Genomic DNA, 17728 nt, shown 5'->3' with positions numbered 1-17728 from the left:
TTCGTTTGAATCGAGGGTTTTTTATCATCGAATCGCGTAACGCTGTTCGAGTTTATGTTGCCCAGCTTGAATCATGGTCGACAAAATCCAATAGATTGAAGCCGAGAACAAGAGTAACGGCATGACCAGATAGGTTGTGGCCGCAATCTGGTCAGACACGTACGTCAACTCCTGAACCGCAATGACCGTACCAAGCGATGTCGACTTGATAATGTCGATGACCGAGTTCGAGACAGGCGGGATGGCACGAGAGAGCGCTTGCGGGAAAATGATGTCTTTGAAACGCTTCATTTTCGGAATGCCGAGCGCGACACTCGCTTCCACTTGTCCTTTGTCGACAGAGTTAATTGCCGCCCGAAATGCTTCTGAGATATAGGCCGCAAAGTGAAACCCTAATCCGAAGATGAGCGCCTGCATCCCACTGAGTTGCACGAACCCAGTGAGACCGACATACAAAATCAACAACTGGAGCAACAGCGGTGTTCCACGGAAGAACGAGATATATGTCCGTGTTAACAATCGTACAATTTTAATTGGACTACTATGAAGTAAAGCGATGATCAGACCGAGCGCCAAGGCGAGAAGAATCGACAGGACACTGGCGATCAACGTGAGCTGGATGGCTTCAAGATAGACCGAGCGGTTATCTATGACGGTCGTGATCAGTTCATTCATTGACTGATATCCTCACCGAAGTATTTCTCACCGATTTCTTTCATTGTGCCATCTTCTTTCATTTCCGCGAGTGCATCGTTCAACTTCTTAAGAACATCGCTATCCTGACGTGCCATGAATCCAGCTTCACTTGTATTGAAGATGTCACCGACTGCTTTGACGTCATAACCTGTCTTTTCAAGTTCTGTCAAAATAAAGAGACGGTCATTAAGTGCCGCTTCCAAGCGACCGACTTCGAGATCTTGAAGTACTTGGTTTGCCCCTTTGTAGTATTTCACTTCAGCACCTGCTTCTTCAGCCATTTGGGCATAAGCAGAACCTTGTGTCGAGCCGACTAGTTTGCCATCAAGGTCGTCAATTCCTTGAATATCATTGTTGTCCGAAGCGACGATGACTTGTGCACCCGACACGGCATACGGATCAGTAAATGCATATTTCTCTTCACGCTCAGGTGTGATGCTCATTTGGTTGGCAATCATATCAATGCGTTCTGCATCGAGAGCCGGGACGAGTCCCTTAAAGTCCATTGCCTCGTATTCAACTTTATAACCGGCACGTTCTGCCGCCTCATTCAAGACATCGATATCATATCCCATCAATTCACCTTTGTCTTTATATGTGAAGGGTGGATAAGTCGCCTCTGTCCCGACAGTAATGACCGCTTCGTCCGCTCCACTTCCTGTTTCATTGCCACAAGCTGCGAGAAGCCCTACTGAAGCTCCAAGTGTCAATACTGTAGTTAACGTTTTTCTCATGATGATTCCGCCTTTCTTATAATCCTTATATGATTACACGGTTTTAAACAATAACTTCATCATACTGGCGGAGTGTCTTCATGTCAAACAAAAAACATCACCCTATTTCTAGAGTGATGTTCGGTATCAATCAATCGCTTTCGCCTGTTGCATGACGTCCGCTTCAATCGCTTCACGTTTTGCAGTCGTTTTGTCGGCACGATCCGCATGTACACTGAAGTAGAACTTGATTTTCGGCTCTGTTCCAGACGGACGAAGGCAGAACCATGACCCGTCCGCAAAGATGAATTTTAAGACGTTCGATGATGGCAATTCGATGGCTTCAGACTTACCGGTCTGCAAGTCAGTCGCCACTTGCTTCTTATAGTCTTCGAAGCGAACGACCTCGTATCCCCCTACTTCTTTTGGCGGATTGGCACGGAACGCTTCCATCATCCGTCCGATTTGTTCGAGACCAGCCTTTCCTTTCAACGTCATCGACTGTAACGATTCTTCATAGAACCCATACTTCTCGTAAATCGACTGCAACGCATCATAAAGCGTGCGACCATGTTGTTTATGATAAGCCGCCATCTCCGCTGCGAGTAAACAAGCCTGAACGGCATCCTTATCACGGCAGAAATCCCCAATCAAGTAGCCATAGCTTTCTTCATAGCCGAACAGGAACTCATATTCTCCAGACTCTTCATACTGTTTAATTTTCTCACCGATGAATTTGAATCCGGTCAGCGTGTTTTCAAGATGCACGCCGTATGCTTTCGCAATGGCGGCACCAAGTTCGGACGTGACAATCGTCTTCGCGACGAACCCGTTCGATGGAAGCGTCCCCGTTTCACTCTTCTGTGAGAGGATATATTCCATCAATAGCGCACCTGTCTGGTTTCCCGTCAAGACGAACCAATCACCATCTTGTCCGCGCACGGTCAAGCCGACACGGTCGGCATCAGGATCGGTCGCCATCAGTAAATCAGCACTGACACGATCCCCGTATTCCATTGCTAATTTAAACGCCGCCTTTTCTTCCGGGTTCGGATAACTGACTGTTGGGAACGCGCCATCTGGCTCTGCTTGTTCTTCTACAATCGTCACATGGTCAAATCCATACGCCTTCAACCCTTCCATGACTGGACGGCGCCCTGTCCCGTGAAGCGGCGAATAGACGATTTGAAGGGAACTGTCCTGTACGTCACGATGAATACGGATTGACTGGAGCGCCTCCATATACGCTTCATCGACTGATCGGTCGACTGTGACGAGCAAACCCGTCTGACGAAGCGTTGCCTCATCTTTGATTTCAATCGTCAGCTCATCTTCAATCGCATTGACGTAACTGACAAGTTCATCCGCTTCCGCCGGTGGAAGCTGTCCACCGTCTGCCCCATATACTTTGAACCCGTTATACTCAGGGGGATTGTGGCTAGCTGTGATGACGATCCCGCCGAATGCATCAAGATGACGTACCGCAAATGAGAGCTCAGGTGTGGCGCGCAAACTTGGGAACAAGTACGTTTTGATGCCGTTTGACGCGAGCGTCCGCGCCGCCTCTAACGCGAACTCCGGAGAAAAATGACGCGAGTCATGGGCGATGACGACGCCGTGACGCTTCGCCTCTTCTCCTGAGGATGAGATAAAGTCAGCAAACCCTTGAGACGCTTTTCGAATGGTATACATGTTCATTCGATTTGCGCCCGGTCCAATTTCTCCCCGCATCCCGCCTGTCCCGAACTCCAGCGTCTTATAAAATGCGTCTTCTAACGTTGACTCATCTTTTGCGAGTTCTTCAAGTTCCGCACGCAAATGCGGTTCAAGTCCATCAAATTGACTCCAACGTTCATATGTTTGTTGCCATGTCATGGTTTATTCCCCTTTCACCTTAAAAAAATCAATCGAAGTACTCGCCAATTGCTTCCATCTTGTATACGATGAGAGTAATGAAACCTCGAGGTGATATTAATGTTTCCAACAATGCGTGCCCAAGAATTAAAACAAATCGTGCATACGAACTCGATTCGTTTCATCGATTGCCGATATTCGTTAAACGACGCGTCCTACGGTAAATACGTTTATGGACAGGGACATCTTCCGAACGCAGTCTTTCTCGACTTGATGGAAGACTTGTCTGGTCCACTCGGTGAACATGGTGGACGTCATCCGCTCCCTTCAAAAGAGGCATGGACGTCAACGCTTCGTCGCATCGGCTTGAAAAAAGATGATCTTGTCGTTATTTATGATGACGGTTTTCCGTATGCAGCCCGTGCATGGTGGCTCTTTAAATGGGCCGGTCACGAGCGGGTCGTCGTCCTAGAAGGCGGAATCCAGTCGGGAATCACCTATTGCGGTGATACCACGACGGAGATTCCACACTATAAGTCGAGTGACTATACGCCGGACTTCCAAGATGACATGATTGCCACACTCGAAGAAGTAAGAGCCGCCACAAACGGTAAACTTTACGATTCTAGATCAGAAGATCGCTATAACGGCGTACACGAACCGATAGACCAAAAAGCAGGACACATTCCGAACGCATTGCTTTGCTCATATGCAGAAGCTATTACAGAGCTCGGCACATTAGAAGACTTTCACGATTTGAAAGAACTTTACAAAGATGTTCTTCCTGTCGAGAACCCCATCTTTTATTGTGGGAGCGGTGTGACCGCCTGCGTCAATATTTTAGCGCTACACGCTCTCGGTAAGGACGATGTCCGGCTCTATCCAGGGTCATATTCCGATTGGGTCAGCTATCCAGAAAACGAGGTCCACCCGTAACGGGTGGATCATTTTTTATTTCACACTCGTCGGTTTGATATTCCAAACTGCGTTTGCATACTCCGTGATGGTTCGGTCACTTGAGAAGATGCCCGATTTCGCCGTATTGACAATTGAGCTCTCTGCCCAACGCGCACGATCACCGAACATCTCGTCGACACGTCGCTGTGCTCGCATGTAAGAGATAAAGTCTTTTAAGACTAAGAAATCATCGTTGTAGACGAGAAGTGAATCGAAGATGGACTGGAATTGATATTCGCCTACCTTATCGAATGTCCCACTGACGAGACCATCGACGACATCCTTGATTTCTTGATGTGCGTGATACATCTCCGCTGCATGATACCCTCCGAACTTTTTATAGTTCATGACTTCTTGTGGAGATAATCCGAAAATGAAGATGTGATCATCGCTGACGGCATCACGAATCTCAATATTGGCTCCGTCTAACGTTCCAATCGTTAAAGCACCATTCATCATGAACTTCATGTTGCCGGTACCCGATGCCTCATAGCTTGCAGTCGAAATTTGTTCACTCAAATCAGATCCCGGGAAAATCCGTTCAGCCATTGAAACACGATAGTTTTCAAGGAAGATGACTTTGATGAATTGACTTGCTCGCTTATCCTTGTTGATTAATGTCGCAAGCGCATTGATGTAACGAATAATTTCTTTCGCATAATGATATCCTGGTGCCGCCTTTGCGCCAAAGATAAACGTTCGTGGAACCATCGTGAACGTCGGATCTGCTTGAATCTTCAAGTAGAGCGCGTGGATATGAAGCGCGTTTAGCAACTGTCGCTTATAGGCGTGTAGACGCTTGACTTGCACATCAAAAATCGAATGCGGATCAACCGTTTCTCCGGTCTCCGATTGAATGTAAGCTGCCAAATCGAATTTATTTTGTTGCTTCACATCCATCACTTTTTCTTGAAAACTCTTATCTTTTGAGAAATCCATCAGCTTTTCCAAATCATTTGGATGCTCAATCCACGAAGGACCGATTGCTTCTGTGATGACCTCAGATAACCGTGGATTCGATTTTAAGAGCCAGCGACGATGGGTAATCCCGTTCGTCTTGTTGTTAAATCGCAGTGGGAAAATCTCATATAAGTAACGCATCTCACGCTGTTTCAAAATATCGGTATGGATTTGTGCAACCCCGTTCGTCGAATGAGAGCCGACGACGGCCAAGTTGGCCATATTGATATGCTCATTCGATACGATGGCGATTTCACCCATATGTGATTCGAGATGGGGATAGTTGACCAGGACGTCACGACAGAAACGTCGATTGATTTCTTCGATGATCTGATAGACACGTGGCAATAGCCGCTGGTACATCTCAACCGGCCATTTTTCAAGTGCTTCTGCGAGTAACGTGTGGTTCGTAAACGACATGACGCTCTTCGTGATTCGCCACGCTTCATCCCATCCGTATCCATGCTCATCCATCAAAATTCGCATTAATTCAGGGATTGCAACAACCGGGTGCGTATCATTGATGTGAATCGCATAATGATCGCCCAATTGTTTGAGAGATTTATTACCTTTTAAGTAAGAAGCAAGCATCGACTGGATTCCTGCCGACACGAAGAAATACTGTTGTTTCAAACGAAGTACTTTTCCTTCATAAGTCGTATCATCCGGATATAAGAATTCCGAAATGGTCGCAATCGACTGTTTATGTTTTAACAAGTCTTTATACGTCCCTTTCGTTTTTTCTAAATAAGCCTCATCGTCAAGGGGCGATTCAGCGTTCCAAAGACGCAACGTATTCACAACGTCATTCTGATAACCGATGACTGGCATATCGTAGGGGACCGCTTTGACAACTTCATCCGGATGGTGGACGACACGCAATCGGTCTCCGATTTGCTTCATCTCGATCCATCCACCGAAGTTAATGTCGACCGCCTTATCCTGACGTCTCGTTTCCCACATGTTTCCATCACGGAGCCAATTGTCCGGTAGCTCGACCTGATATCCATCCACAATCTTCTGTTTGAAGAGACCATAGCGATATCGAATCCCGTTCCCGTGTCCGGGTAAACTGAGTGCGGCCAACGAATCAAGGAAGCAAGCTGCTAAACGACCGAGCCCCCCGTTCCCGAGACCAGGTTCCGGTTCCAACTCTGAGATATCGGTAAAATCGTATCCGAGATCCTCAAGCCCTTCTTTGACGAGTTCTAATACGTCTAGGCTTAACAAGTTATTGTACAGGAAACGGCCTAATAAAAATTCAAGTGAGAAGTAGATGACTTGCTTACTATGCTTTTCTTCTTGACGGTCTCGCGTATGGATCCATTTCGGCATGGCCTGTTCGCGTACCATCGTTGCCAATGTTTGATACACTTCCTGCTCTGTCCCATCCTCAATCGACTTTCCATTCAATGCGATAAATCGTTCCTTAAACGCGCCGACAAAGCTCTGTTTATCTGTGAACATAAATCAAATTAGCTCCTTCCAATCATGCGAATAAATGATATAACTCACGATATTGCTTGGCGGATTGTTTCCAGCTATAGTCCGCGGTCATCGCCTGATGGACGAGGGCATCCCAATTTTCTTTCTCGGAATAGACACGAATCGAGTATTCGATTGTCGCCAACATCTCATGGGCATTATAGTTCATGAACCCAAATCCGGTCCCTTCTTGCGTGAACTCGTTATACGGCTTCACCGTATCCCGCAGTCCGCCCGTCTCACGTACGATGGGCAATGTGCCGTATCGCATGGAAATCAGTTGACTGAGTCCACAAGGTTCGAAACGTGACGGCATTAAAAAAGCATCCGCCCCAGCATAAATCAAGTGCGCGAGTTCGATATCAAAACCGATATATGAACCGACCGTTCCCGGATGTGCTGCCGTCATCTCGTGAATGATTCCCTCATATTCCGGTTGTCCCGAACCGAGAAATGCGAATTGACAAGGCAATTGACCGAGTTCTTCACGGACAGCGTTTATTAAATCTAGTCCTTTTTGGTCAACGAGTCGGCTGACAAAACCGATTAGCATGACATCGTCTCGTACCTCAAGACCGAGACGCTCTTGTAACGCTCGTTTGTTGGCGATTTTTCCTTTTTTATACGTATCCAAATCATACGTCTGTGCAATACGAGCATCCGTACTCGGGTCATTCGTCGACAAATCAATGCCGTTTAAAATTCCTCGTACATCGACAGCGCGATGACGCAGAGCTCCATCTAATCCTTCACCGTAATATGGCTCCATGATTTCATCGCGATAAGATGGACTGACGGTTGTGATTTGATCTGAGTGGACGATTCCTGCTTTCATGTAATTGACGAGACCGTTATGCTGAATACCTTCAGCCGTAAAATGTTCAGGACCGAACTGTAGTAGCTCTCCCAAAATCTCTTCAGGGAAGACTCCTTGATATTGCAAGTTATGGATTGTGTAGACGGTGCGAATATGTTGATACGCTTCAATATGTTGATAATGGATTCGTAAAAAGGCTGGTAAAATCCCTGTCTGCCAATCATGGCAATGAAGGACATCGGGCACATCTTCTATCTTTCCAATCATCTCGAGTACAGCTCGCGAGAAGAACGCGAATCGCTCTGCATCGTCAAAGTGTCCATATAAAACACCATCACGTTTAAAGTAATACTCGCTATCAATGAAATAATAGTTGATGCCATCCCGCTCTAATTTTAAGACCGCACCAAACTGCTTGCGCCAACCGACCGGAACGATTAGGTCGAATAAATACTCCATCTCGTCCACATACTCTTCAGCAATCGATCCATACTTCGGCATGACGACGCTAACCTCTTCTCCTAAATCCGCCACCGCTTGAGGGAGGGAACCGACGACGTCGGCTAGCCCCCCCGTCTTCATGAACGGTGCCGCTTCTGAAGCAACATACCAAATTTTCATAAAATCCTCCTCACACCACTGTTCGTTTTGCGATGACAATCGGTTCGTCGATTGTACCCCGAATGACCTGTCCTCGTTTTACGACCACTTCTTTATCAAGGATCGCATTTTCGACAACAGCCCCTTCTTCAATGATCGACTTCGACGAAATGATAGAATTCTTGACGCGAGCATGCTTACTTACTTGAACACCACGGAAGAGAATACTGTTTTGAACTTCCCCATGAATTTTACATCCGTTCGCCACGAGTGCTTCATTCACTTTCGAACCTTTCAAGTAACGAGTAGGTGGTTCGTGCTTGATTTTCGTATAAATGTGCGGGAAATCGTAAATAATCCCTTCTCCACGGAGCAATCGCATACTTTCATTATAATAAGAAAGTACAGAATGAATGACTTGCATTTTCCCGACATAATGATAACCGTGAACGTGTAAACGGTGGAGTTGTGGACGAATGACGCCATCTAATAAATCATATTCACCTTTAGACGTCGCTTCGTCAACGAGCCGCATGAAGAGATTCTTTGACATAATAATTGTCTCTGTATATGAATACTCATCATCTGGTGAAAATCCTCGTTCTGACACGCCGACGACACGATCGTTCTCACCGAGACGAATCGGGCGACAGTAACCACATTTCTGCTCATGTGTTGTATAAGCAAGTGTGATATCCGCACCAATCGATTTGTGATGTTCGAGCATGTCGTTATAGTCAATCGTCGTCAGCACGTTCGACCCTGTAATAACTACATACGGTTGCTTGCTGCGAATGAAATGTTCACGGTGTATCGAAAAGTTTGCCAAATCCCCAAGATACGCTTCACCGTCTGGTTTTAATGCCGGAGGGAAGATGTGAAGCCCACCTTGAGAGCGATCTAAGTCCCACTCTTTTCCTGATCCGAGGTGGTCCATCAAGGAGCGATACTTATCTAATGTAAAAATCCCGACTTGACTAATATTTTGCGTAATCATATTCGTCAACGTGAAATCAATCAGGCGATATCGTCCTGAAAAAGGGACTGCTGCTAAATTGCGATGTCCTGTAAATTCTGGAAACAATCCTTGTTCCGTTCCTAAGTTAATGACCCCTAATAAATCGTTCGTCAACAGTAACGCCTCCTTGCGTATCTCTTTACTTGTTTCAAACCCGTTGTTTGAAGACGGTTCCGCTTTCGATGTTTTCATGTGGTTCAATAACAACGATTTCACCACCTGGCTCACCGACTGTCGCACCATCTTCAATGACTGCACAGCTCGCGACAATGGCTCTGTGAATTGTTACATCCTTCCCAATTCTAGCCCCCGGCATAATCACGGAGTCTTTGACGAGTGAGCCCTCTTCGACACGGACGTCATAAAATAGAACCGAGTGTTGCACTTCTCCTTCGATATGACACCCTTCATTGATCACAGACTGTTCGACACATGCATCTTTTCCAATATACTGAGGTGTCTGATTCGGGTTGACCGAATAGATTTTAAAATCTGGGTCATACAAATCAAATGGAGGGTCTTCCTCTAAGAGGTCCATGTTCGCTTCCCAAAGTGATTGAATCGTCCCAACATCTTTCCAGTATCCTTTGAACTTGTAGGCGAAGACGTCAAGCCCTTGGAGAAGCGTATTTGGAATGATGTTCTTCCCGAAGTCAAAGCTCGACGTCTCATCTTCAGCATCTTTAATTAAATGCTCTCGTAAGACTTTCCAGTTGAAGATGTAGATGCCCATCGATGCCAAGTTACTCTTTGGGTCTTCAGGCTTTTCATCAAACTCATTGATTCGAAGGTCATCCGCTGTGTTTAAAATACCGAATCGTGATGCTTCGTCCCATGGTACTTCCATGACAGAGATGGTCACATCGGCTTGTTTTTCTTTGTGGGCCTCGAGCATCTTCTCGTAGTCCATTTTGTAAATGTGATCTCCTGATAAGATCAAGACGTAATCCGGATCGTAAGCGTCGATGTAGCTCAAGTTACGATAGATCGCATTAGCTGTTCCTTCATACCAATTTTTCCCCGACTGTGCTTGATAAGGTGGAAGAATCGCCAATCCTCCATTGCGACGATCTAAGTCCCATGCTGTCCCGATTCCTAAGTAACGATTCAATTCAAGTGGCTCGTATTGCGTCAATACCCCGACTGTTGTGATTCCTGAGTTCGTGCAGTTTGACAATGGGAAATCGATAATTCGGTACTTTCCGCCGAAATTCACGGCTGGTTTCGCCGTTTTTCGCGTGAGAGGCCCTAATCGTTTTCCTTCTCCTCCCGCAAGGAGCATCGCAACCATTTCTTGCTTCATAAATAATAAGCCTCCTCAAAATCGTAATATACAACCTCTTTTACCCTTTTTCGCTCTTTCCTAAAGTATTCCTTCTCGAATTATTATATGATAACGTTTACATTTTTTATTTTTTTATAAATTTGACGATATAATGAATAGAAAGAGGTGATTGGATGAGAGCTTGGATTGGAACTTTATTTTTCGCTGGACTTTTAGCGACTTCCTTAACACTCACAAACGCATTGAAAGAAGAGATTGATAAAACTGAAGAGATTTTATCGTGGGGAGAAGAACTGGTGTCGGCGCAACCACTCTCGTCGAAACATGCCATCACACTCGCATACAATGGTGGGGAACAACAAATTTATTTGGCTGGCCGTAGAAATGATGTAACTCCAAAGGCGTTGCCTAAACACATTCAAGAAGCCATCATGACTATTGAAGACCGTAAATTCAATGCTCATCCCGGTTATGATTTGAGCGGAATCGCCCGTGCGTTTATCAATAACGCGAACGAGACATCCGTTCAAGGTGGGAGCACGATCACACAACAGCTCGCACGAAACGTCTACCTCACACATGAGCGAACATATGAACGAAAAGTGAAGGAATTGTTAATCGCGCAAGCGCTTGAAAAAAACTATAGCAAAAAAGAAATTTTAACAGCTTATAGCAATGTCATATTCTTTGGACATAACGTATATGGGATTCAATCTGCGGCTGATACATACTTTTCAAGGCCGCTCGCTGATTTGAATTGGAATCAACTGGCCTATCTGTTGACGGTACCGAATAATCCGTCCCTTTACGACCCGCTCAATCCTACAGAAGCTTATTTTGAACGGAAGGACCGGATTTTGACACAATTGTTTGAAGCAAGTATCCTCTCAAAGAGTGCCTACGATCAGTATCACGGCGTGAAGCTAGAAGCATCATATCGCAGTCAAACAATCCAATACCCGGACTATATGGATACAGCCGTCCGCGAGGCGATTCAATTGGTACGTACGCGCTATGACTTGGACGATACCGAAGCAAGAGATTATTTATCTACCCATGAAGCAACGATTGAGACTTACTTATCGACAGGGAAACAGAAACAAGCAAAACGGGTGATGAGTCAACTTCCTCCCGGGCTGAACGGAGGCTATACGGAACTGACACCTCAAGGACGAATCGTGGCAATGGTCGATTCAGAAATGACACAAGTCGGTGAGTTCAACCGGGCGACACAGGCGTATCGCCAACCAGGATCAGCCATCAAACCAATTCTCGTGTTCGCACCATTTATCGAAGACACTGGTGCGACGCTTGACACAGTACTCGATGGACGACCGACCTGTTACGGTTCGTATTGTCCCGGGAATAGCCACGACCGCGTGTTAGGTGATGTCTTGTTAAAGGACGCGGTCGCCTACTCGTATAACACACCTGCTCTCGCCGCCTTCTCAGCGATTGATCAAGAGAGGGCGTATAAGACGGCAGACATGATGTTCAGTCAATGGGATGAACAGGATGAGAACTTAGCTAGCGCTCTTGGTGGACTCACACAAGGAGTCTCTCCGAGAGAACTGGCAGCCGCCTACACACCGTTCTTAAACAAAGGTGTCTATACATCAGGACATACGATCAAACAAATCAAATTCAAGTCCGGGGAGCCGACATTGACGCCAATTTTGACCAAAGAGGCCATTTGGTCTACGGATACCATGGACGTGATGAAGAAAGCATTATCGACCGTCACCACGTACGGGACGGGACGCTATGCGAATCGAGTGAAAGGCGACTACGATTATCTCGGAGGCAAGACGGGAACGACAAACGACAATAAAGACATGTGGTACGTCGGACTGACCGATCGCACCATCACCGCCATTTGGCTTGGTGCCGACACACCTCGTCCGTTCCCAGAACTCGCCAACCGTGCGTATCCAGCGATTGTTTGGACGGAGTCGCATTAAAAAGGAGTCAGCCGCTGAAAAGTGGGCTGACTCCTTTTGTTCTATTTCCGACGTTCAATCTGAAGTCGATATGCTCCCCAATGTTCCTTCAACTCGTCGTGATCGATCAGTTTCCAAGGGTTGAAACGAACTTGACCATGTTTGTTGAAATAGAGTCCATCTCTCACACAGTAACTCGCATGAATCAGTTGCCCTTGGTCGTTCCAAAACGTCAGGACGTCATTCGACCTTGGCGCATCATCCTTCACGGTTTCGTACCCACTTCGCTTTAGTGTCTGAAGGAATGTCTCCGGATGAACCCATTGGTGAACGATTTGTTCGTTTCCTGTGACCGCAAACAACGTCGCTGCGAGACAGTTACTTCCCTCCTGGATTGGAAACCGATTTGCATAGTCCGCAAGATACGAGGCAATCGAGTCATCACAGGGTTCCCCTTCCCAACGATCCCACTCCTTCGCATAGTCGAGCAGAAGAGAATGACGCATCTCGATGTCGAGAGCATTCCAATTTTGCGAATGCAAGACGATTACATGCGTGCCGTCCTTCTCTACAATCGCCTCATTCGATAGACGTTTCATCTGCTCGTCCGATATCGGCAAAACGAGACCGCGATTTGTCATCACTTGATATTCCAATAGACGTGTTTTGACATGACCCTGCAACTCCGCCAAAAAACCAGAGAACGCATGGATGATATGGGTCACCTCCTGACCCATCTGCCATGTCACATACGGATTCGTAATTCCAGGTCTTCGGTAAATAGGATGAGTGACAAATTCTTGTCTCGGGATAATAAGACAGGAAACCGGTAAGTCATCGAGGAACGAGGAATCAATCCAATACAATGTTTCCTCAGGTACGAATGAATGACACCATGCTTCCATCACATCAAAGGTCGGTTCAAAGCATTCTTTCATAAGATGATATCTCCGACAGAATTAAACAAGCGAAGGACCGACCAACCTAACCCACTGATCAACGTCGCCCACATAACGGCCTGCATGAGCAATAAGCCGATGGCACGTGGGACAGACATCGATTGGCTTACTTGCCAGACATAGTAAAAGAGATACATCAAGAGCGTTCCTACGAGGACGGCGATGACGGCGAGTAACGTGTTCAAAAAGAGAAAGCTGATTCCAGACCCGATGAGGAAGATGATGGCCCCAGGTTTGAGCCGATGAAGTGACGTCCCATTCGTCTCCCGCGCAAAAAAGGCGAAACCGAGTTGATTGAACGTATCGGCAACCAACTTGAATGCGCTAAACAACATAAAGAAAATCGTGAAGAATACGACGAGCACAAGCACTTTTGTCTCTTGCACGGATAACAGTTCGATGATTTCACTATATACGCCAATTTGATTCAGCCATTGGATCACATACTCGGATGTCGCGATCGCAAGTGACGTGGAAAACAAAATAATTCCGATGAGTGGGGCATAGCTCAGTAAGTACACATTCGTTTTCATGTTCCTTCTCCAATTTCACAGTAATTTCTTATATTCAGTGCAATTCTACTAACAAGTATATTATACTATTCATAGTTATGGAGAATAAAAGGGGGATTTTTGGATGGGCCTATTATTGATGGTTGGAATCAGCGTCGTCTTCCTCTCAGCAATTTTGACAGCTGGATATAACCGTAAACCTGAGGGTAACGAATAAGAGCCGGGATTCTTACGAATCCGGCTCTTTTTTATTTCAACCCTGCGTATCCTTGTTGGCGAAGGGCTTCATATACAATGATGGCCGCCGTATTCGATACATTCAATGAACGGACGAGATTCGATTGCGGCAGGCGGATGCAACGATCTAAATTGTTCTCGATGACTTCCATCGGCAAGCCTTTCGTTTCACGACCAAAGACGAAGAAGTAGTCACCTTCTACATCAGAGACGTCTAAATCACTCGGATATTGTTCCCCGTACTTCGTGATATAAAAGAACTGTCCATCCGGATGCTTCTCCCACAGTTCTTCTAACGAGTCGTGATAACGGACATCGACAAATTGCCAATAGTCGAGACCGGCGCGCTTTAGCATCTTATCGTCCGTCGAGAAGCCGAGCGGACGAATCAGATGAAGGACCGAGTTCGTCGCCGCACACGTACGTGAGACGTTCCCAGTATTTGCTGGTATTTCTGGTTGAAACATTACGACATGAATCGCCATGATTGATTTCCCTCACTTTTTCATTTCAAATTCTAGAAGACGTTGTTTCTCGGACAACCCTCCCGCAAAACCGACAAGCTTTCCACTGCTTCCGATAACGCGGTGACATGGAAAGAGAATCGGCAATGGATTCCGATTGAGTGCTTGACCGACGGCGCGAACGGCTTTCGGTCGCCCAATTTGCTCGGCAATTTGTTTATATGTTCGTGTCTCGCCATACGGAATGGTCAATAAAGCATCCCATACGTCCTGTTGAAATGGTGTACCGTTCATTTCAACGTAGGCACGATCTGCTTCTTGAAACCCTGTCTGCTCGACTCGCAACATGAGATCTCGCAACCATTCAGGTGCTTCTTCTTTCGGTTCATGCGTCGTGAACTCAAGAGCCGTCAGCTTGCCTGCTGCGTTTAATTCATACGCTAACGGTCCCCATTTAGACGACACGATCTTCATGTGCCCACTCCTCTCGATATATGCGAATCTCTTCATGTACCATGTCAGACGCTTCATTCTGTTCAATCTCTTCAAACATCGAATCGGCATCCGGTCCGAGAATCGCACCGATCGCCCACACCGCCGTCGCGCGCATATCTTCTCGTTCATCCTGTTTGATGAATTCCCGTAAGATTAGAATCGCAGAAGGTTCCCGGTAATGCGCGAGTGCTAAAATCGCATTTCGTTGAATCGGTTTCTTCCCACGCCAAGCGCCCGACAAATGTCCGAACTTTTGTTTGAACTCCCGGTTACTTAATGCCAAAAGCGGCTCTAAGAGCGGTTTGACAATCTCAGCTTCCGGTAACAATTCTTCATGGTGGCGCCAGTCTTTTTTACGATTGTACGGACAGACTTGCTGGCACGTGTCACATCCATATAGGCGACCGCCAAGTTTCGACCGAAACTCCCTCGGCATCAACGTCTTCATCTGTGTGAGATAGGCGATGCAGCGCTTTGCATCGAGGACACCCGGCTCCACAAGGGCCGTCGTCGGGCAGGCCGTCATGCATTTATCGCAATCTCCGCATCCGTCTTCAATCGCTTCATCCGGCGGCAAGTATGCATCTAAAATCATTTCACCTAAATAAAGATAGGATCCCTTCTCAGGAGAGATGATGGAACAGTTTTTTCCACTAAACCCGATTCCCGCACGTTCTGCGACAGCTCGGTCTACGAGTTCACCCGTATCGACCATCGAACGCGTCCGCACGCCTGGAACCAATTCTTCGATATACGCTTGGAGTTTTGCCAACCGATCGCCGACCGCCCGATGGTAATCGAGTCCCCACGAAGCACGAGCAAACAATCCTCGTCTCTCGCCGGCGACACTACGGGGCGCATCCTTTAATTTACTTGGATAGGCGATGGCGATCGCAATGATTGATTGAGCTTCTTCAAGCAGGAGTTCAGGATTTGTGCGTTTCTCTAAATCCGGTTCTTCGAATCCTGAGGCAAATCCTTTCTCTTGTTGCCGAATAAGTCGTTGTTTCATGACGATGAACGGATCAGCTGTCGTCACTTTCAACTCGTCAATGCCGATAGTCTCGGCGTACTCGAGGATTTGTTGTTTTAATGTGTACGGGTCCATTCCGTTCACCTCCTTTATATATTTTCGCATACAAAAAATCTCTCCGCCACTCGGCAGAGAGATATGAAGCGGGTGAAGAGAATCGAACTCTCGTCATCAGCTTGGAAGGCTGAGGTTTTACCATTAAACTACACCCGCAGAAAGTACCGGTGGTCGGAGTCGAACCGACACTCCAGAGGAACACGATTTTGAGTCGTGCGCGTCTACCAATTCCGCCACACCGGCATATTATGTTGGAGGCGCCAGTCGGAATCGAACCGACGATAGAGGAGTTGCAGTCCTCTGCCTTACCACTTGGCTATGGCGCCAAAAGTCATTGGAGCGGAAGACGGGATTCGAACCCGCGACCCCGACCTTGGCAAGGTCGTATTCTACCACTGAACTACTTCCGCAAAATGGCTGGGCTGGAAGGGATCGAACCTACGCATGTCGGAATCAAAATCCGATGCCTTACCACTTGGCTACAGCCCAATAATAATGGGGCGACTGAAGGGAATTGAACCCTCGAATGCCGGAATCACAATCCGGTGCGTTAACCACTTCGCCACAATCGCCATGATGAAATTAAAACAGGGGCAGCAGGAATCGAACCCGCGCTGACGGTTTTGGAGACCGTAGTTCTACCGCTAAACTATGCCCCTAAGTGGTGGGGGGGGGCGGATTCGAACCGCCGAACCCGAGGGAGCGGATTTACAGTCCGCCGCGTTTAGCCACTTCGCTACCCCCCCACATATATGGTGGCTTTGGACGGAATCGAACCGCCGACACAAGGATTTTCAGTCCTTTGCTCTACCAACTGAGCTACAAAGCCATATGTAGTATGATTGATTTAAAAATAAAAATGGCGGTCTCGACGGGATTCGAACCCGCGATCTTCTGCGTGACAGGCAGACATGTTAACCCCTACACCACGAGACCGGACAATAATTGCGGGGGCTGGATTTGAACCAACGACCTTCGGGTTATGAGCCCGACGAGCTACCAGACTGCTCCACCCCGCGACGATATAAAATTAGATGGTGACCCGTACGGGATTCGAACCCGTGTTACCGCCGTGAAAGGGCGGTGTCTTAACCGCTTGACCAACGGGCCATTACATATTTGAAAAACTGGCGGAGAGCAAGGGATTCGAACCCTTGAGACGGTTTTGCCGCCTACACGAATTCCAATCGTGCTCCTTCGGCCACTCGGACAGCTCTCCAAAAGAGAAAGTGGCTCCGCAAGTAGGATTTGAACCTACGACCTACCGGTTAACAGCCGGTTGCTCTACCACTGAGCTATTGCGGAACGATCTTGCCTGGCAACGTCCTATCCTCACAGGGGGAGATCCCCCAACTACTTTCGGCGCTGAGACGCTTAACTTCCGTGTTCGGCATGGGAACGGGTGTGGCCGTCTCGCTATCGCCACCAGACAAAATGAATATTAACACCGCGTCATACGCATGTCAATATTGTTTTAGGGCTTGTTCCCTGAAAACTGAGGATTCATCAACACAAACCATAGACTAGATCAAAGCCTCGACCGATTAGTATCATTCAGCTCCACGTGTCACCACGCTTCCACCCATGACCTATCTACCTCATCGTCTCTGAGGGGTCTTTCTTGATTGCTCAAAGGGAAATCTCAT

At 47.1% G+C, this 17728-nt stretch carries 14 protein-coding genes, 14 tRNA genes and 2 rRNA genes; 2 read left to right on the top strand and 28 right to left on the bottom strand.

What is annotated here, in order from left to right; genetic code table 11:
- Positions 1 to 24 precede the first annotated feature (24 nt).
- From KNO95_RS00150 to KNO95_RS00140, 3 genes are all read right to left on the bottom strand, one after another.
- On the bottom strand, positions 25 to 675 hold the full coding sequence (locus KNO95_RS00150; RefSeq protein WP_026826687.1) for an amino acid ABC transporter permease: 651 nt from the start codon (positions 673 to 675) through the stop codon (positions 25 to 27).
- Complete coding sequence (locus KNO95_RS00145) at positions 672 to 1430, bottom strand: transporter substrate-binding domain-containing protein (protein WP_026826688.1); 759 nt, start codon at positions 1428 to 1430, stop codon at positions 672 to 674. Before KNO95_RS00145 ends, KNO95_RS00150 begins: the two co-directional genes overlap by 4 nt.
- A 126-nt stretch (positions 1431 to 1556) precedes the next feature.
- The gene (locus KNO95_RS00140) at positions 1557 to 3284 is read right to left on the bottom strand and encodes a phospho-sugar mutase (RefSeq protein WP_026826689.1); all 1728 of its coding nucleotides are present in this window, start codon (positions 3282 to 3284) and stop codon (positions 1557 to 1559) included.
- A gap of 99 nt (positions 3285 to 3383) precedes the next feature.
- Between KNO95_RS00140 and KNO95_RS00135 the strand changes: the two genes are divergently transcribed.
- A complete protein-coding gene (locus tag KNO95_RS00135; RefSeq protein WP_034771210.1) occupies positions 3384 to 4199 on the top strand; it encodes a sulfurtransferase in 816 nt (271 codons plus the stop codon).
- Positions 4200 to 4214: 15 nt separating this feature from the next.
- On the opposite strand, the gene KNO95_RS00130 is transcribed toward KNO95_RS00135, so the two are convergent.
- From KNO95_RS00130 to KNO95_RS00115, 4 genes are read right to left on the bottom strand one after another with little or no spacing between them, the layout of a single operon-like run.
- Positions 4215 to 6647, bottom strand: coding sequence for a glycogen/starch/alpha-glucan phosphorylase (locus tag KNO95_RS00130; protein ID WP_026826691.1), 2433 nt, complete (start codon positions 6645 to 6647; stop codon positions 4215 to 4217).
- 22 nt (positions 6648 to 6669) lie between these two features.
- On the bottom strand, positions 6670 to 8103 hold the full coding sequence (gene glgA / locus KNO95_RS00125; protein ID WP_026826692.1) for a glycogen synthase GlgA: 1434 nt from the start codon (positions 8101 to 8103) through the stop codon (positions 6670 to 6672).
- 10 nt (positions 8104 to 8113) lie between these two features.
- A complete protein-coding gene (glgD, locus tag KNO95_RS00120) occupies positions 8114 to 9307 on the bottom strand; it encodes a glucose-1-phosphate adenylyltransferase subunit GlgD (protein ID WP_235181864.1) in 1194 nt (397 codons plus the stop codon).
- Positions 9249 to 10403, bottom strand: coding sequence for a glucose-1-phosphate adenylyltransferase (locus KNO95_RS00115; protein ID WP_026826694.1), 1155 nt, complete (start codon positions 10401 to 10403; stop codon positions 9249 to 9251). The genes glgD and KNO95_RS00115 overlap by 59 nt, the downstream gene beginning before the upstream one ends.
- Before the next feature lie 155 nt (positions 10404 to 10558).
- Between KNO95_RS00115 and KNO95_RS00110 the strand changes: the two genes are divergently transcribed.
- Positions 10559 to 12346 (top strand): transglycosylase domain-containing protein, encoded by a 1788-nt coding sequence (locus KNO95_RS00110; RefSeq protein ID WP_026826695.1) that lies wholly within the window; start codon positions 10559 to 10561, stop codon positions 12344 to 12346.
- Between the two features lie 41 nt (positions 12347 to 12387).
- Here the strand turns inward: KNO95_RS00110 and KNO95_RS00105 are convergent, their stop codons facing one another.
- The 21 genes from KNO95_RS00105 to KNO95_RS00005 all read right to left on the bottom strand — a co-directional run.
- Entirely contained in the window at positions 12388 to 13263 is an 876-nt protein-coding gene (locus KNO95_RS00105; protein WP_026826696.1) for a hypothetical protein, read from the bottom strand.
- Entirely contained in the window at positions 13260 to 13817 is a 558-nt protein-coding gene (locus KNO95_RS00100) for a DUF5366 family protein (RefSeq protein ID WP_026826697.1), read from the bottom strand. Before KNO95_RS00100 ends, KNO95_RS00105 begins: the two co-directional genes overlap by 4 nt.
- Positions 13818 to 14044: 227 nt before the next feature.
- Positions 14045 to 14518: a tRNA (uridine(34)/cytosine(34)/5-carboxymethylaminomethyluridine(34)-2'-O)-methyltransferase TrmL gene (gene trmL / locus KNO95_RS00095; RefSeq protein WP_026826698.1), complete on the bottom strand. Its 474-nt coding sequence runs from the start codon at positions 14516 to 14518 to the stop codon at positions 14045 to 14047.
- Positions 14519 to 14530: 12 nt separating this feature from the next.
- On the bottom strand, positions 14531 to 14971 hold the full coding sequence (locus tag KNO95_RS00090) for a methylated-DNA--[protein]-cysteine S-methyltransferase (protein WP_051545997.1): 441 nt from the start codon (positions 14969 to 14971) through the stop codon (positions 14531 to 14533).
- Positions 14952 to 16100: a tRNA epoxyqueuosine(34) reductase QueG gene (queG, locus tag KNO95_RS00085; protein WP_214878102.1), complete on the bottom strand. Its 1149-nt coding sequence runs from the start codon at positions 16098 to 16100 to the stop codon at positions 14952 to 14954. Before queG ends, KNO95_RS00090 begins: the two co-directional genes overlap by 20 nt.
- 67 nt (positions 16101 to 16167) lie before the next feature.
- A tRNA-Gly gene (locus tag KNO95_RS00080) sits at positions 16168 to 16238 on the bottom strand.
- 6 nt (positions 16239 to 16244) lie between these two features.
- Positions 16245 to 16325, bottom strand: a tRNA-Leu gene (locus KNO95_RS00075).
- A 9-nt stretch (positions 16326 to 16334) separates the two neighbouring features.
- Positions 16335 to 16408: transfer RNA gene (locus KNO95_RS00070), tRNA-Cys, on the bottom strand.
- A 9-nt stretch (positions 16409 to 16417) separates the two neighbouring features.
- Positions 16418 to 16492, bottom strand: a tRNA-Gly gene (locus tag KNO95_RS00065).
- 4 nt (positions 16493 to 16496) lie between these two features.
- A tRNA-Gln gene (locus KNO95_RS00060) sits at positions 16497 to 16571 on the bottom strand.
- Positions 16572 to 16578: 7 nt separating this feature from the next.
- Positions 16579 to 16654: transfer RNA gene (locus KNO95_RS00055), tRNA-His, on the bottom strand.
- A gap of 16 nt (positions 16655 to 16670) precedes the next feature.
- Positions 16671 to 16741: transfer RNA gene (locus KNO95_RS00050), tRNA-Trp, on the bottom strand.
- Between the two features lie 3 nt (positions 16742 to 16744).
- Positions 16745 to 16828 (bottom strand) — tRNA-Tyr (locus KNO95_RS00045).
- A 7-nt stretch (positions 16829 to 16835) separates the two neighbouring features.
- A tRNA-Phe gene (locus KNO95_RS00040) sits at positions 16836 to 16911 on the bottom strand.
- A gap of 31 nt (positions 16912 to 16942) precedes the next feature.
- A tRNA-Asp gene (locus tag KNO95_RS00035) sits at positions 16943 to 17018 on the bottom strand.
- A gap of 9 nt (positions 17019 to 17027) precedes the next feature.
- A tRNA-Met gene (locus KNO95_RS00030) sits at positions 17028 to 17101 on the bottom strand.
- 16 nt (positions 17102 to 17117) lie between these two features.
- A tRNA-Glu gene (locus KNO95_RS00025) sits at positions 17118 to 17192 on the bottom strand.
- An 18-nt stretch (positions 17193 to 17210) separates the two neighbouring features.
- Positions 17211 to 17301, bottom strand: a tRNA-Ser gene (locus KNO95_RS00020).
- Positions 17302 to 17312: 11 nt separating this feature from the next.
- A tRNA-Asn gene (locus KNO95_RS00015) sits at positions 17313 to 17387 on the bottom strand.
- A gap of 8 nt (positions 17388 to 17395) precedes the next feature.
- Positions 17396 to 17512 (bottom strand): 5S ribosomal RNA (gene rrf / locus KNO95_RS00010).
- A 94-nt stretch (positions 17513 to 17606) separates the two neighbouring features.
- Positions 17607 to 17728 (bottom strand): 23S ribosomal RNA (locus KNO95_RS00005); the annotation flags it as partial.

This window comes from Exiguobacterium sp. ERU653 (assembly GCF_018617775.1).
GTDB classification, from domain to species: domain Bacteria; phylum Bacillota; class Bacilli; order Exiguobacteriales; family Exiguobacteriaceae; genus Exiguobacterium; species Exiguobacterium marinum.
This window is presented reverse-complemented; position numbering and strand designations above follow the sequence as displayed.